Source organism: Lysobacter sp. Root76, from assembly GCF_001428685.1.
Classification (GTDB): domain Bacteria; phylum Pseudomonadota; class Gammaproteobacteria; order Xanthomonadales; family Xanthomonadaceae; genus Lysobacter.
The window spans coordinates 314051-327867 of the sequence record NZ_LMIK01000005.1; the positions used below are offsets into that span (position 1 = coordinate 314051).

Here is a 13817-nt window from a genome sequence, read left to right on the forward strand (position 1 = left end):
GGAACATCCTGTTCCTCGAAAAACGGCGCGCGTCCTGCGCGCCGCCCTTCGGGTCTACGATTGTTCGTCGTGGTGCGGTGCTATGGATTTCAATGCAACGGCAACGGCAACGGCAACGGCAACGGCAACGGCAACTGCAACTGCAACTGCAACTGCAACGGCGAAGCTCGCCCTTCCGTGCAACCAGACTCAGCCCAACTCCACCCAAGCCGGCGCGTGGTCGCTGGGCCGTTCCCAGGTGCGCGGCTCGCGGTCGATGCCGGCGCCGGCGCAGCGGGCGCGCAACGCGTCGGAGACCAGCGCCAGGTCGATGCGCAGGCCGAGGTTGCGGCGGAACGCGGCCTGGCGGTAATCCCACCAGCTGAACTCGCCGGCGCCGTCGTTGTGCATGCGGTAGCTGTCGTGCAAGCCCAGCGCGTACAGGCGGCGCAGCGCATCGCGTTCGGCGGTCGAGGTCAGGATGTGGCCCTCGTTCCACACGGCCGGGTCGTACACGTCGCGCTCGTCGGGTGCGATGTTGAAGTCGCCCAGCACCACCAGCTGCGGGTGCGCGCGCAGTTCTTCGGCCAGCCAGTCGTGGATCGCATCCAGCCAGCGCAGTTTGTAGGCGTACTTGTCGGTGCCCACGTCCTGGCCGTTGACCACGTACAGGTTGACGATGCGCACATCGCCGACGGTGGCGGCGATCACGCGCTTCTGCTCGTCCTCGAAGCCGGGCACGCCGATCTGCACGTCGCGCGCGCTTTCGCGCGACAGGATCGCCACGCCGTTGTAGGTCTTCTGGCCGGCGAACACGCTGCGGTAGCCCAGCGCGGCCAGGGCGTCGTCGGGGAAGCGGTGGTCTTCGAGCTTGGTTTCCTGCAGCGCCACCACGTCCGGCATGCGCAGGCCCAGCCAGGTTTCCAGGTGCGGCATGCGCACGTTGAGCGAGTTGACGTTCCAGCTGACGATTTTCATATGGGCATCAACCTATTGAATTTATTATATTTATTTCTTCGCTTCATCGATCATGCTCCCAGCGATACCCGCAATTTGCCTAGGTCGCAGATGCCTGTGGCCGGGCCTCATTTTCAGACTATAGCCCTCTTTCAGCATTTGCTGAAACCTGCCATTCCACTGAACGCTGCTTGATTATTTCACTAGAATTGCTAATTTCAGCAAATTCTGAAACAGGCCGAATCAGTGAAAAGCACCGAATCCCGCGCTGCCGAGGCGCTCCGGGAACTGCTGGAGCGGGTGCCTGCGATCCGAGTGTTGGACGTCAAGCAGGAAGTCGCCGACGCCGGTAAACAGGTAGATATTCTTGCGCGCCTCGACGCCGACGGTCGCCGCTACACGCTGGCGTGCGAGGTGAAGTCCAACGGCCAGCCACGGTATGTCCGTCCGGCGCTTCTACAGTTGCGCGACTACGTTGCTGGACGAACCCCGGAAACCATACCGGTGCTGGTCGCTCCCTACCTGTCGCCCAACGTCCAATCGCTGTGCCGCGAGGAAGGCGTAGGGTTCCTCGACCTCGAAGGCAACGCCTACCTGGCGTTCGGCGGCATCTTCATCGAGCGGCAGGTCGCGAGCAAGCCGAAGACGGAGCGCCGCGAACTAAAGTCGTTGTTCACGCCGAAGTCGGCGCAGGTGCTGCGCGTGCTGCTCCGTGATCCGGACCGGACCTGGCGGGTAGTCGAACTCGCCGAAGCGGCCGCCGTCAGCGTGGGCCATGTCAGCAACGTGCGCGGCAGCTTGCTGGACAGGGAATGGGCGGAAGTCTCCGAAGAAGGACTGCGTTTGTCCAAGCCTGACGCATTGCTCGACGCATGGGCGGCCACGTACGCGGCTCCCACCGGGCAACGGGTGAACTTTTATACGACGCTGCACGGCAAGGCGCTGGACGAGGCGGCGCGACAGGCGCTAGGCACGGACGCTGAAGTAGGACAGGCCGTGTTCGCTTCCTATTCGGCGGCGCATTGGCTGGCGTCTTATGCGCGCACCGGCACCCATTATTTCTACGCGGACGCCAAGGGCCTTGAACGACTTCGTTCCGTGCTGAACCTATCCTCGGCTTCAAACGGCCAGAATGTCGTCGTGACGCTGCCCAAGGACGAAGGGCTGTTCCTCGACATCATTGAGCCGGCGCCCGGTGCAGTCTGCACCAGCCCCGTGCAAACCTATCTGGACCTGGTCGTGTCCAGCGAACGCGGCACGGAAGCGGCCGACCATCTACGAAAGGAAAAGCTGGCGTGGCCGAAAGGTTGATCCCGTAGGAACCGCGATCCGCCGCCGACTACGACGACCGCACCACGGCCGCGGTGAAGACCGTGCTGGTCGAGAACGGCCAGATCCTCGGCAGCTTCAAGGGAAAATTTGCCGTGGTCGGCGGTGCGGTGCCATGGCTGCTGCTCGCCCACGAGGACAGCCGCATGTCGGCACGCTCGACTTGGACCTCGGCCTGGATACGGAAGTGCCCGGCGACGCCGCTGCGTTCCCATCGCCTGGCCTCGCCTGCCGACCTGACGCTGCTGATCAAGGTCTGCCTGACGCTCGAAGGTTTCGGGCGCACCATCGACCCCGACTTCGATATGGCGCCCCAGGCCCAGCCCTTCCTGCGCCGGGCGATAGCGCGACAGTTCGCTCCCCGGGCCATAGGCCGAAGCGGGACGCGGGCGATGGCGGATGCGGCGTCCTTGTTAGCCGTGGTTCCCCGCGATCTAAAACGCTTGCTGCGATTGCTGCGTGCTGGAGGAGCGCGCATGCATATGCAGGTGGACGAGCTCCATGAGTTCAACCATGGGATTGGTCGCGCGGCCAATCGCCTGTCCGGCGCGATGGCGATAGCGGCTGTGATCGTCGGCTCGTCGATCGCGATGACGGTCGAAGGCAGGCCGACGTTATTGGGGGGGCTGGCGCTTTTCGGGCTATTGGGCTTCGTTAGCGCCTCGCTGGCCGGCGTATGGCTGCTGTGGTCGATTTTTCGAAGCGGCGGCCGCCGCTGAGCCATCATTTCCGCCGAAACGCGTTTTCTCATTACCGCGCGGTGTAGCCCCCGTCCACCACCAGTTCGGCACCTGTCATGAACTTGGCTTCGTCCGAGGCCAGATACACCACGCCCCAGGCGATATCGTCCGGTTCGCCCATGTGGCCCAATGGATGCAGCTTGCCGACTTCGATCATGGCCGCTTCAAGGTCGGCGGCGCCGTTGTCGCGTAGGTGATGCTCTACCATCGGTGTGCGGATATAGCCCGGATGCACGGAGTTGACACGGATGCGGTCCGGCGCGTAGATCAGAGCATCGGTCTTGCTCATCAGGCGCACCGCTCCCTTCGAGGCATGGTAAGGCGGCACGTCGGCGGCGCCGACCAGGCCGTAGATCGACGACAGGTTGACGATGCTGCCGTGGCCGGCGCGCCGCATGTGCGGTATGGCGTGCTTGGTGCAGAAGAACACGCCTTTCACGTTGATCGCCTGGACCTGGTCCCATTCGGCTTCGGTGAGTTCGTGGGTGGGTTTGTTGCTCCCTGCGATGCCGGCATTGTTCACCAGCACGTGAACTGCGCCGAACGTACGGGCGACTTCTTCGGTCGCGCGGGAAACCTCCGCCTCTCGGCTAACGTCGACGTGCCAATACCCGGCATCGAAGCCTTGCATCCGCAGATCGTCCGCCAGCGCTGCGCCTTCGGCATCGAGCACGTCGAAGAGCGCGACGCGCGCGCCTTCCTGCGCCAGCCGCTGTGCGCATGCCCGGCCGATGCCCAGCGCCGCTCCGGTGACGATGCAGACTTTGTCCTGCACCCGGTTCATGGGATATCTCCTTCGCCGGCCGCGATGCGGAGATCGCGCCTTCAGCGAGCATGTGGATCGGCGCCGATGAACGGCATGTCAGTAGAGCTCTTTGGAACGATGCGGCCGCATGCGGGCGCCGTTGCCCCGCTTCGTCCGCGAGGTCCAGGCGGAGTAACCCAGCGCGATCGGCGCGAAGACGGTGGTCGCTGCCAGTAGGAACAAGAGCGTAAGCCGACTGGAAGACGCGTCCAAAACCGTCAAGCCATGGTTCGGATCCGTAGAGGAAAGCATGAGGAATGGGAATAGGGACAAATCTGCGGTCAGGATGAGGCTAATGGGAGCGCATCGTCGACGCTGTGGCGCGCGCCGGAACGCGAGGCCATGGCATGACCATCCCGGCGGGCGACGCCCACCGGGAAAAGAAGCGGTCAGCCGATGGTCAGATGGTCCTCGACGATGCGCACGCCGGGCGCGGACCACGCCGCACGCTCGACCGCCTGCCTTTCGTCCCAGTTGTCCACCTGTCCCTCGATGCGGACGGTGCTGCCATCCTTGATCTCGACTCGGATACCCTTGGCCTCGATCTCCGCATAGCGCTTCAGCGCATCCTGGATGCGCCGTTTGACGTCGCCGATCTGGGCGGCGGGCGCGAGTTTGACGTCGTTGATGACGCCCTTCACGCCGGTGAGCTTGCGCACTTCCGCCGCGGCCGCTTCCCGCTGGTAATGCCAGTGGACTTGGCCGGTCAAGGTAACCCAGCCTTCAGAGACTTTGACCTTGAAGGCGTCCTTGGGAACGACCGTGTTCCAGGCGAGGATGTTCAGGATCCGTTGCGCGATCTCGTCGTCGTTCTGCTTTTTGTCGAACGACAGGCGCACTTCGATTTCCTGCGCGATGGCCTTGACGCCCTTCACACGCCATGCGGCGCGTTCGGCTGCCACCTTCTGCGCGTAATCGGCGACATGCCCGCTCAGCGTGATCACGCCGTGTTCGGCGGTCACGCCGATGTTGGCCGAATCGATGCTCGGTTCGTATTCCAACTCGTCCAGAACGAATTGGCGCAATTCTTTGTCGTTCATTGCAGGCACCTCCGAAGCGATGGGGGAGCCTGCATTCCGGCATTGAATGCGGGACAGCGCCTTGATTTGGATCAAGCCGGAAGCTTGTAGCGCAAGTCGACCGCGTCCCTGTATTCCGGGACACGGGCTTGCCAATGCAGTTCCCGCTCGATCCGCTTGCGCAGCGTATCCGAAGCCTCGGGTTCCCCGTGCACCAGGAACACCGCTCGCGGCTGGCGGGGCGCCGCGTCGAGCCAGGCCAGGATTTCGTCCGAATCGGCATGGGCCGATGCGGTGCCCAGCGACACCACTTCGGCGTTCACCGAGACGTCCTGACCATAGATGCGCACCGATTTGGCGCCCGATGCCAGCACCGCGCCGCGCGTGCCGCCGGCTCGGTAGCCGCTCAACAAGATCGCGTTGCGCGGGGCGGGCGCGAACGCGATCAGGTGATAGCGTGCCCTGCCTCCCGTCAGCATCCCCGCCGCGGAGACGATGCTCATCGGCCTCTTCCTGCGGTTGAGGGCCTTGGGCTCTTCGGCGGAATTGACCAATCGGGTCATTCGCCGCATGTGTTCCAGTGCGTCGTTGTCCAGACGGTTCTGGCTGGCATAACGCTGGTAAAGCTCGGTCATGTCCGTCGCCATCGGACTATTGAGATAAACGGGCCCCATCGGCGATGGAACGCTCCTGCTGCAGCTGGGCGACCGTGTTCAGCAGCAGTTGCGCGCGGCCCACTGCGAAGGCCGGGGCGATGGCGACCCGCTTCTTTCCAGCACACGCGCGAGTGCGTTTTTCAATTCGTTCTTGAGTGTTCCCGGAGGGTGGCGCCGATCGCCATAGGTAGATTCGCAAACGATCCAATCGCTTTCGGCCGGCGGTGCCGGCGCCGGCATGATCGGATCGTTGGGCCGGCCGATGTCGCCACTGAAGGTGATGCGAATACCGCCGTGATCGAGAGTGACGGCCGCCGCGCCCAAGATGTGGCCCTGGTTCTTGAGAAATCCCTGGATGCCGGGAATGGCGGTGAAGTGCTGTTCGAACGGCACGGTGCGGAAGCGATCAAGACAGGCGTGCGCGTCCCTTTCCGTGTAGAGCGGCTCGGCCGGGTGGTGCCGCGACGAACCGATCTTGTTGGCGTACCCGGCTTCTTCCTCCAGAAGCCTGGCCGAATCCGGCAACAGGATGCCGCAGAGCGCCCGAGTCGCCTCGGTACACCAGATAGGGCCGGGAAAGCCGTCACGCACCAGGCGCGGCAGGCAACCGGAATGATCGAGGTGGGCGTGGGTCAGCACGACGGCGTCGATCGATCCGGGATCAACCGGAAGCAGCGCCCCGTTCCGAAAACGCAAGGTTTTGGATCCTTGGAACAAGCCGCAATCCACCAGCAAGCGCGCGTTCCCGGCCTCCAGCATGTCGGGAACCGGTCACCGTGGCGTTGGCGCCGAGGAACGACAGGGTGAAGCGACTCGGATCGGCAGCAGGCGAAACCATATCGGTGATCCTTGGCTCGAGAACCGCCATTCAGCGGCTCGCGCGGTCGGGGCGCGTTGACCGACATCAATTCGAACGTGTTTAGCCGGGGGCGCTCCGCTCGTGCGACACCCACGGCTGGCCAGGAGTAAGCGCCAGGGGAGGGCAATCGCTATCGCCAGCGAGTTCGCCGCAGTAGCTCGGCCACGCCTGCCGCATCCAACTGCTCGAGCTCAGCCCCAAACGCGACTATCGGCGTGTCGTCGATGCCTGCGGCCCGGGCGATAGAACGCCCCGTCTCGACATGATCGCCGGTCATCAGGATCACCCGGATCCCGGCCGATCGCGCTTCGGCTACGGCCGCGGGCGCTTGCGCAGCGCGCAACCCCTTAGTTGATCGGGATCAATTCCATCCGGTCTTGGCCGGGCTAGCGTGCAATCGCCCCATGTTCGGGAAGAGGAGCCACGCACATGCTTAAGCTTCGAAATCTCGCGCTGGCGTTGTTGCTGACGGTAGGCGCTACCGTAGCGGCACAACAACCGCCTCCCCGGGAAGAGAAAAAAGCTTCGGAATCCACTGAGGTCGATCAGCGGGCGGAAATGCGTCGGGAAGTCGAAGAGGCGGCACGCGCCATCAACGCCTACACGGTGGCGCGCCGGGCCGCTGCGGTGCAAAGGGCGCAGCAGGCCATGGACGCCATGGATCGTCGCCTGCGGCAGCTCCAGGCCGACTGGTCTGCCGAAGCCAAGCGCATCGGCGAGGACGTTCAAGCCAATCGCGAGCGGGCGCTGGCCGAAGCCCGCGAACGGCGGGCGGTGCTGGAGAGGCGCTACCACGAAATGCAGCAAAGCAGTGCGCAGGCCTGGGAAGGCGCGCGCGCGGGATTCGTGCGGGCTTATCGCGACCTGGCGGCGACGTTGAGCACGCAGCGCCCGAAGCCGGAAGACGCCCAGCCGGAGGAGGACGAAACCGAAGTCGACAAGCCCAATGCGCCGTGACACCAGGCGTACCGGCTGATCCGTCGTTCTATTGATCGGGATCAAGAGCGGCTGAGGTTGGCGCTTCTAGCATCGAAAGCGCTTCCCCTACCGGAGCGGCACGATGTCTCACATCCTGGTCTTAGGCGCCGGCTTGGCCGGTATGAGCGCCGCGTACGAGCTGCGCGATACGCTCGGTGCCGCGCACCGCATCAGCGTGATCGGCGCCGGCGAGCGGTTCAGTTTTACGCCGTCCAATCCATGGCTCGCCGTCGGATGGCGGACCGCTGAGGACTTCACGCTCGCGGCCGCGGAACCGCTGGCGCGCAAGGACATCGCGTTCGTCCCACATGCCGCAGTGCGCATCGATGCGGAACGCAAGCGCGTGCACACCGCCGACGGCGCCCAGCACGACTACGATTACCTGATCATCTGCACCGGGCCGAAACTCGCCTTCGACGAAGTACCCGGAGCCGGGCCCGACGGCGGCCACACGCAGTCGATCTGCACCACGCCTCACGCCGCGCTCGCCTGGCAAGCCTATCAAGCCTTCCTCGACGACCCGGGGCCGATCCTGATCGGCGCAGCGCAGGGCGCGAGCTGCTTCGGCCCCGCCTACGAATTCGCCTTGATCCTGGACGCCGACCTGCGAAGGCGCAAACTGCGCGACCGCGTGCCGATGCACTTCGTCACCAGCGAGCCCTATATCGGGCATCTGGGCCTGGGTGGGGTCGGCGACTCGAAAAGCATGCTCGAGTCCGAGCTGCGCCGGCGGCACATCCGCTGGATCACCAATGCGAAGGTGCAGGAAATGCGCGCCGGCGAAGCGGTCATCGTCGAGTGCGGCGAAGACGGCCAGACCAAGCGTGAACGCGTGCTGCCGTTCAGTTACGCGATGCTGTTGCCGGCGTTCAAGGGCGTCGATGCGGTCGCGGCGGTGGAGGGATTGTGCAACCCGCGGGGCTTCGTGCTGGTCGACAAGCAACAGCGCAGCCCGCGGTATCCGGCCATCTTCGCCGCCGGCGTGTGCGTCGCGATCGCGCCTATCGAAGCCACGCCGGTGGCGACCGGCGCGCCGAAGACCGGTTTCATGATCGAATCGATGGTCACCACCGCCGTGCGCAACATCGCCGCGGAACTACATGGCGAGCCGGCGACGTTCGAAGGCACGTGGAACGCAGTATGCCTGGCCGATACTGGCGATTCCGGCATCGCCTTCGTCGCGCTACCGCAGATTCCGCCGCGCAACGTGACCTGGACCAAGGAAGGACGCTGGGTGCACCTGGCGAAGGTCGCGTTCGAAAAATACTTCCTGTTCAAGATGCGGCACGGCACTTCCGAGCCCGTCATCGAGAAACGCGTGCTGGCCGCGCTGGGCATAGATCGCCTGAAGCCGCAGAGCGAGAGCAACCGACGCCAGGAGAAGCGGCTATGAGCGCGACGAAGCCGAAAGCGGCACGCTGGCACTGGACGATGGCCATGCTGTTGGTCGCGGTCTACGCGGCGATGGAGTTCGATGACGCGTTCTCCGCTGGCGAGGAGGCCGTGGAAGCCCGGCTTTACGCGCTGGGCTTGTGCGTGCTGGCGTTGGTGGCCGTGCGCACCGCGGTGCGCACGGACGGCCCCGTGCCGCCGATCCATTCGCAACCGCCCGCACGGCAACGCCTGCTCGCGAGGCTGACCCGCTTGGCGCTGTATCTGTTCGTGATCGCCATGTCGCTGCTCGGGTGGATGGCGTTCAGCCGCGAAGGAAAAACGGCACGGTTGCCCGGCTTGGGTTGGGCGGTTCCGCCACCGCCCGGCGTGGACGAATCCTTGGGCGAGACTGCGGAAGAACCGCACGTAGCCATGGCGGTGCGCGGCCGTTGGCTGATCGGGCTGCATACCGCAGCCGCGCTAGTCCGTCACTACCCTCGTCCGCGACGACGCGCTGCGCCGCATGTGGCCGCACCGGCCTCGCGCATGAGTACGCATTCCTTCCCCACCCTTCGATGGAGAATCGCATGAACATCGACCGTGCCGTAATGGCGTTCGCAGGCGTCGTCATCCTGGTCAGCGTCGCGCTGACCCAGCTCGTGTCGCCATGGTGGTGGCTGCTCACCGCCTTCGTCGGGCTCAACCTGCTGCAGGCCAGCTTCACCGGCTTCTGCCCGGCGGCGATGCTGTTCCGCAAGCTCGGCGTCCGCAGCGGCTGCGCGTTCCGCTGAACCGGTGGATGGACGATGACGCCGCGCATCCTCGCCCTCCTTCTGTCCGCCGCGCTGGTGGTGTCCGCCTGCGGCGCCGAGCCCGCCGCAGGCACGCGTACCCGGGCGCCGACGCTGCGTACGCAGATCGTAGGCGCCGGTAGCTGCATCGATGGGCGCATCTGGGACGGCGTGGTGGAAGCGGTGCGGCATGCCGATCTGTCCGCGCAGACCGCGGGCCGCGTCGTCGCGGTCTACGTCGATGTCGACGATCGCGTCGCGCGCGACGATGTGCTCCTGCGCATCACCGCCTTCGAGCAGCAGGCCGGTGCGAACGCCGCGCGCGCGCAACTGCGCGCCGCCGAGGCCGCCGCGATCGAGACGGAAAACACTCATCGCCGCTTCGTATCGTTGGCCGCGCAGCAATACGTCTCGCGCGCGCAAGTCGACCTGGCGCGCGCGGCGCGCGACAGCGCGGTCGCCGCCCGTGATGCCGCACGGGCCGATCTCGTCCGGGCCGGCCAGCAGACGGCATACACCGTGGTGCGGGCGCCATTCGCGGGCATCGTCGCCGCGCGACGAGTCGAGCCGGGCGAGGCGATAGCGCTGGGCCAGCCGCTGATGTCGATGTACGCGCCCGGCGCGCTGCGCATCGAGGTGCAGATCCCGCAGTCCGAGGCGGAAGCGATCCGCGCCGCTGCCCACGCCTGGATCGTGCTGTCCGACGGGCGGCGCATCGATGCCGCCGGGCTGACCGTGTTTCCCGCCGCGGACGCCGCCACGCACAGCGTGGGCGTGCGCGTGATGTTGCCGGACATGAAGAACGCACCGCAGCCGGGCACTACCGCGAAGGTGGTGTTCCCGATCGCCGCCGGCACGCAAGCGCCGCGGATTCCGGCTTCCGCCGTCGTTCAGCGCGGCGAGGTCAGCGGCGTCTACGTCGTCGTGGAAGGGCGCGTGGTCCTACGCCAGGTACGCATCGGCCAGCGGATCGGCGACGGAGTCGAAATACTGGCCGGCTTGAAGCCGGGCGAGCGCATCGCCCTCGATCCGGTCGCTGCGATGCAGGCGCTCGCCGAGCAGCGCGAGGCGATCGTCCGTGACTGAGCCTCGTCTCGGCCTTTCGGGCTGGCTCGCGGCCGCGTTTCAGGCCAATCCGTTGACGCCGGTGCTCGCCTTGCTCGGCCTGATGCTCGGCCTGGTCGCGGTGCTGGTCACGCCTCGCGAAGAAGAGCCGCAGATCGACGTGACCATGGCCAATGTGTTCGTGCCGTTGCCCGGCGCGAGCGCGCGCGACGTCGAGCAGATGATCGCCACGCCGCTGGAACAGAAGCTGGCCGAGATCGAGGGCATCAAGCACGTCTACTCGATCAGCCGTCCCGGCCAGGCGGTGCTGACGGTCGAATACGTGGTCGGCGTCGAACGCCAGCCGGCGATCGTGCGCCTGTACAACCAGGTGTACTCGAACATGGACTGGTTGCCGGCCGGACTCGGCGTCGGCACGCCGTTGATCAAGCCCAAGGGCATCGACGATGTCCCGGTGATGAGCCTCACCCTGTGGACCGACGATCCGCAGCGCGGCGCCGCCGAATTGGCCGAAGTCGCCCACTCGCTGGAGACCGAACTCAAGCGCATACCGGGAACGCGCGATGTATACACCATCGGCGGCCCGGATCGGGTGGTAGTGGTGCGGCTGGATCCGGCAAAGCTGTCCGCCTACGGATTGACGGTTTCCGACCTCAGTCGGTCCCTGCAGGCCGCCAATGTCGTGCGGCACGCCGGCGAGCGCGTGGGTGCGGCCGGTGCGACGCCGCTGACGATCGGCGAATTCCTTGCCGACGAGCGAGACGTCGCCGACCTGGTGATCGGTCTGCGCGATGGCCGTCCGCTGCGCCTGTCCGACGTGGCCGAGGTGCGCGCCGGCGGCGACGTGGCGACGCGCTACGTTTGGCATGGCGCGCCTCCCGGTCGGCAGGGGCCGGCGCAGGGCATCGCGCCGGCGGTGACCATCGCGATAGCGAAAAAGCCCGGCAGCAACGCCGCCGACATCACCCAGGCCGTCGCTCGCCGCGTGCGGCAGCTGCGGGGCGAACTGATTCCCGAGGGCGTGCAGGTCGCTGTGACCCGCGATTACGGCCGCACCGCCACCGACAAAGCGCAGAAGCTGATTCAGAAGCTGGTGTTCGCGACCGGTTCGGTAGTGCTGCTGGTGCTGTTCGCGCTCGGCTGGCGCGAAGCCGTCGTCGTCGGCAGCGCGGTCGTGCTGACGCTGGCGGTGACCTTGTTCGCGTCGTGGGCGATGGGCTTCACGCTCAATCGCGTGTCGCTGTTCGCGCTGATCTTCTCGATCGGCATCCTGGTCGACGATGCCATCGTGGTGGTGGAAAATATCCATCGGCACATGGCGCGCGGCGGGACGACGCTGCGCGAGGCGATACCGCCGGCTGTGGATGAGGTCGGCGGCCCGACGATCCTCGCCACCTTCACGGTGATCGCCGCGCTGATGCCGATGGCGTTCGTCTCGGGCCTGATGGGGCCCTACATGCGGCCGATTCCGATCAACGCTTCGGCGGGCATGCTGCTGTCGCTGGCGATCGCGTTGATTGTGACGCCGTGGCTGTCGCTGAAGCTGCTCGGGCGGCATGCGGCAAAGTCCCCAGCAGAGCGCTCCGGCAGCGATTCGGATCCCGACGCGCACGGATCCGCACGCTTGCATCGCCTTTTCGACCGGATCATGCGCCCGTTCCTCGATCCCGCTCGCGGCACGCGCCGCCGGCGCTGGCTGTACGCCTCGATGGCCGGACTGGTGCTCGCCGCGGTGTCGCTGGCGGCGCTGCAATGGGTCGTGCTGAAGATGCTGCCGTTCGACAACAAATCCGAGTTGCAGGTGGTCGTCGATTTGCCGGAGGGCCGCACGCTGGAGGACACCGACGCCCTGCTCGCCGAGCTTGCGGCGGCCGTCGATGCGGTGCCCGAAGTGCTCGATTACCAGGGCTATGCCGGCACATCCGCGCCGATGAACTTCAACGGCCTGGTGCGGCAGTACTATTTGCGCAGCGGAAGCAACGTCGGCGACCTGCAGGTAAACCTGGTGGACAAGCACCAGCGCGACCGCCAAAGTCACGGGATCGCCCTCACGCTGCGACGCGTGCTTACCGAGATCGGGCAGCGTCACGGCGCCTCGGTGAAAGTGGTCGAAGTGCCGCCGGGCCCCCCCGTGCTGGCGCCGATAGTGGCCGAGCTGTACGGACCCGACTATGGCCGCGCGCGCGTTCTGGCCAAGGCACTGGAAAAACGCTTCTTGGCCACCGAAGGCGTCGTCGATGTCGACACCAGCGTGGAGAGCGATGCCCCACGCGAGACGCTCGCGATCGATCGCGTCCGCGCAGCGCGATTGGGCGTGCCGCAGTCGTCGATTGCGGACGCGGTCGCTGCTGCAGTGGGCGGACTGGATGCGACTTGGCTGTACGATGGCCGATCCAAATACGCGCGTCCGGTCCGCATGCGCTTGCCAACGGCCGACCAGGCCACGCTCGACCGCCTGCTCGCGATGAAGGTGCGGGGCGGGCTGGGGCAGCTGATCCCGCTATCGGAACTGGTCGCGGTGAGGAGCGCACGCTGGGACGGCGCGATCTACCACAAGGATCTGTTGCCGGTGGTGTACGTGACCGGCGACGAAGCCGGCGAGTTGGACAGCCCGTTGTACGGCATGTTCGACCTAGTCGGACAGTTGCGCCGTGAGAATGTCAGTGGACAGCGGCTGCGGCAGGGCTTCATCGCCCAACCCGAGGACACCAGCCGTTTTGCGGTGAAGTGGGACGGCGAATGGCAGATCACCTACGAGACCTTCCGCGATATGGGCATCGCCTACGCCGCGGGCATGGTGTTGATCTATTTGCTGGTGGTCGCGCAGTTTCGCAGCTATCGGGTGCCGCTGGTGATCATGGCGCCGATACCGCTGACGGTGATCGGCGTGATGCCAGGGCATGCGCTGCTTGGCGCGCAGTTCACCGCGACGTCGATGATCGGCATGATCGCGCTCGCTGGCATCATCGTGCGCAATTCCATCCTGCTGGTGGACTTCGTCAATCAGGCCATCGCGGAGGGCCGCCTGCCCGCGGAAGCCGTAATCGAGGCTTGCGCTGTGCGCGCCAAGCCGATCGCGCTGACCGGCGTGGCGGCGATGCTCGGGGCCTCCTTCATTCTCGACGATCCGATCTTCAACGGGCTGGCGGTGTCGCTGATCTTCGGCATCCTGGCCAGCACCGTTCTCACCCTGATCGTGATTCCGCTGCTGTATTACGGAACTCTCGTCGGAGCCCATCGCACGCCGCCGCGCCGCTAGTAGATC

Annotated in this window: 13 protein-coding genes and 1 pseudogene; 8 read left to right on the forward strand and 6 right to left on the reverse strand. The window is 65.8% G+C overall.

The features are described from left to right. Positions 1 to 189 precede the first annotated feature (189 nt). The gene (gene xth, locus ASE10_RS08765) at positions 190 to 957 is read right to left on the reverse strand and encodes an exodeoxyribonuclease III (RefSeq protein WP_055907501.1); all 768 of its coding nucleotides are present in this window, start codon (positions 955 to 957) and stop codon (positions 190 to 192) included. Positions 958 to 1182: 225 nt separating this feature from the next. Here xth and ASE10_RS08770 point away from each other — a divergent pair, with 225 nt between their 5' ends. Further along, the gene (locus ASE10_RS08770; protein ID WP_200945879.1) at positions 1183 to 2247 is read left to right on the forward strand and encodes a type IV toxin-antitoxin system AbiEi family antitoxin; all 1065 of its coding nucleotides are present in this window, start codon (positions 1183 to 1185) and stop codon (positions 2245 to 2247) included. Positions 2248 to 2300: 53 nt separating this feature from the next. Then, on the forward strand, positions 2301 to 2984 hold the full coding sequence (locus ASE10_RS08775; protein ID WP_055907507.1) for a hypothetical protein: 684 nt from the start codon (positions 2301 to 2303) through the stop codon (positions 2982 to 2984). A gap of 31 nt (positions 2985 to 3015) precedes the next feature. Here the strand turns inward: ASE10_RS08775 and ASE10_RS08780 are convergent, their stop codons facing one another. From ASE10_RS08780 to ASE10_RS20995, 5 genes and pseudogenes are all read right to left on the reverse strand, one after another. Then, entirely contained in the window at positions 3016 to 3789 is a 774-nt protein-coding gene (locus tag ASE10_RS08780; protein ID WP_055907510.1) for a glucose 1-dehydrogenase, read from the reverse strand. A gap of 144 nt (positions 3790 to 3933) precedes the next feature. Next, positions 3934 to 4080: pseudogene (locus ASE10_RS20985) on the reverse strand (cytochrome d ubiquinol oxidase subunit 2); the annotation flags it as partial. A gap of 119 nt (positions 4081 to 4199) precedes the next feature. Further along, a complete protein-coding gene (locus ASE10_RS08785) occupies positions 4200 to 4850 on the reverse strand; it encodes a BON domain-containing protein (protein WP_055907513.1) in 651 nt (216 codons plus the stop codon). 71 nt (positions 4851 to 4921) lie between these two features. After that, positions 4922 to 5464: an MBL fold metallo-hydrolase RNA specificity domain-containing protein gene (locus ASE10_RS20990; protein ID WP_235565879.1), complete on the reverse strand. Its 543-nt coding sequence runs from the start codon at positions 5462 to 5464 to the stop codon at positions 4922 to 4924. A 78-nt stretch (positions 5465 to 5542) separates the two neighbouring features. Further along, on the reverse strand, positions 5543 to 6244 hold the full coding sequence (locus tag ASE10_RS20995; RefSeq protein ID WP_235565880.1) for an MBL fold metallo-hydrolase: 702 nt from the start codon (positions 6242 to 6244) through the stop codon (positions 5543 to 5545). 529 nt (positions 6245 to 6773) lie between these two features. Here ASE10_RS20995 and ASE10_RS08800 point away from each other — a divergent pair. The 6 genes from ASE10_RS08800 to ASE10_RS08825 all read left to right on the forward strand — a co-directional run bounded on the left by ASE10_RS08800 (position 6774) and on the right by ASE10_RS08825 (position 13811). Next, positions 6774 to 7301 carry a hypothetical protein gene (locus tag ASE10_RS08800; RefSeq protein WP_157480814.1) on the forward strand — a complete coding sequence of 176 codons (528 nt, stop codon included), beginning with the start codon at positions 6774 to 6776 and terminating at the stop codon, positions 7299 to 7301. 103 nt (positions 7302 to 7404) lie between these two features. Then, the gene (locus ASE10_RS08805; protein WP_055907518.1) at positions 7405 to 8715 is read left to right on the forward strand and encodes an FAD/NAD(P)-binding oxidoreductase; all 1311 of its coding nucleotides are present in this window, start codon (positions 7405 to 7407) and stop codon (positions 8713 to 8715) included. Continuing rightward, positions 8712 to 9287 carry a cytochrome b/b6 domain-containing protein gene (locus ASE10_RS08810; RefSeq protein WP_055907522.1) on the forward strand — a complete coding sequence of 192 codons (576 nt, stop codon included), beginning with the start codon at positions 8712 to 8714 and terminating at the stop codon, positions 9285 to 9287. Before ASE10_RS08805 ends, ASE10_RS08810 begins: the two co-directional genes overlap by 4 nt. After that, positions 9284 to 9487, forward strand: a complete 204-nt coding sequence (locus tag ASE10_RS08815; protein WP_055907524.1) for a DUF2892 domain-containing protein — start codon at positions 9284 to 9286, stop codon at positions 9485 to 9487. Before ASE10_RS08810 ends, ASE10_RS08815 begins: the two co-directional genes overlap by 4 nt. 15 nt (positions 9488 to 9502) lie before the next feature. Beyond that, positions 9503 to 10573, forward strand: coding sequence for an efflux RND transporter periplasmic adaptor subunit (locus tag ASE10_RS08820; protein ID WP_055907527.1), 1071 nt, complete (start codon positions 9503 to 9505; stop codon positions 10571 to 10573). Then, positions 10566 to 13811: an efflux RND transporter permease subunit gene (locus tag ASE10_RS08825; RefSeq protein WP_055907530.1), complete on the forward strand. Its 3246-nt coding sequence runs from the start codon at positions 10566 to 10568 to the stop codon at positions 13809 to 13811. Before ASE10_RS08820 ends, ASE10_RS08825 begins: the two co-directional genes overlap by 8 nt. Positions 13812 to 13817: the final 6 nt, after the last annotated feature.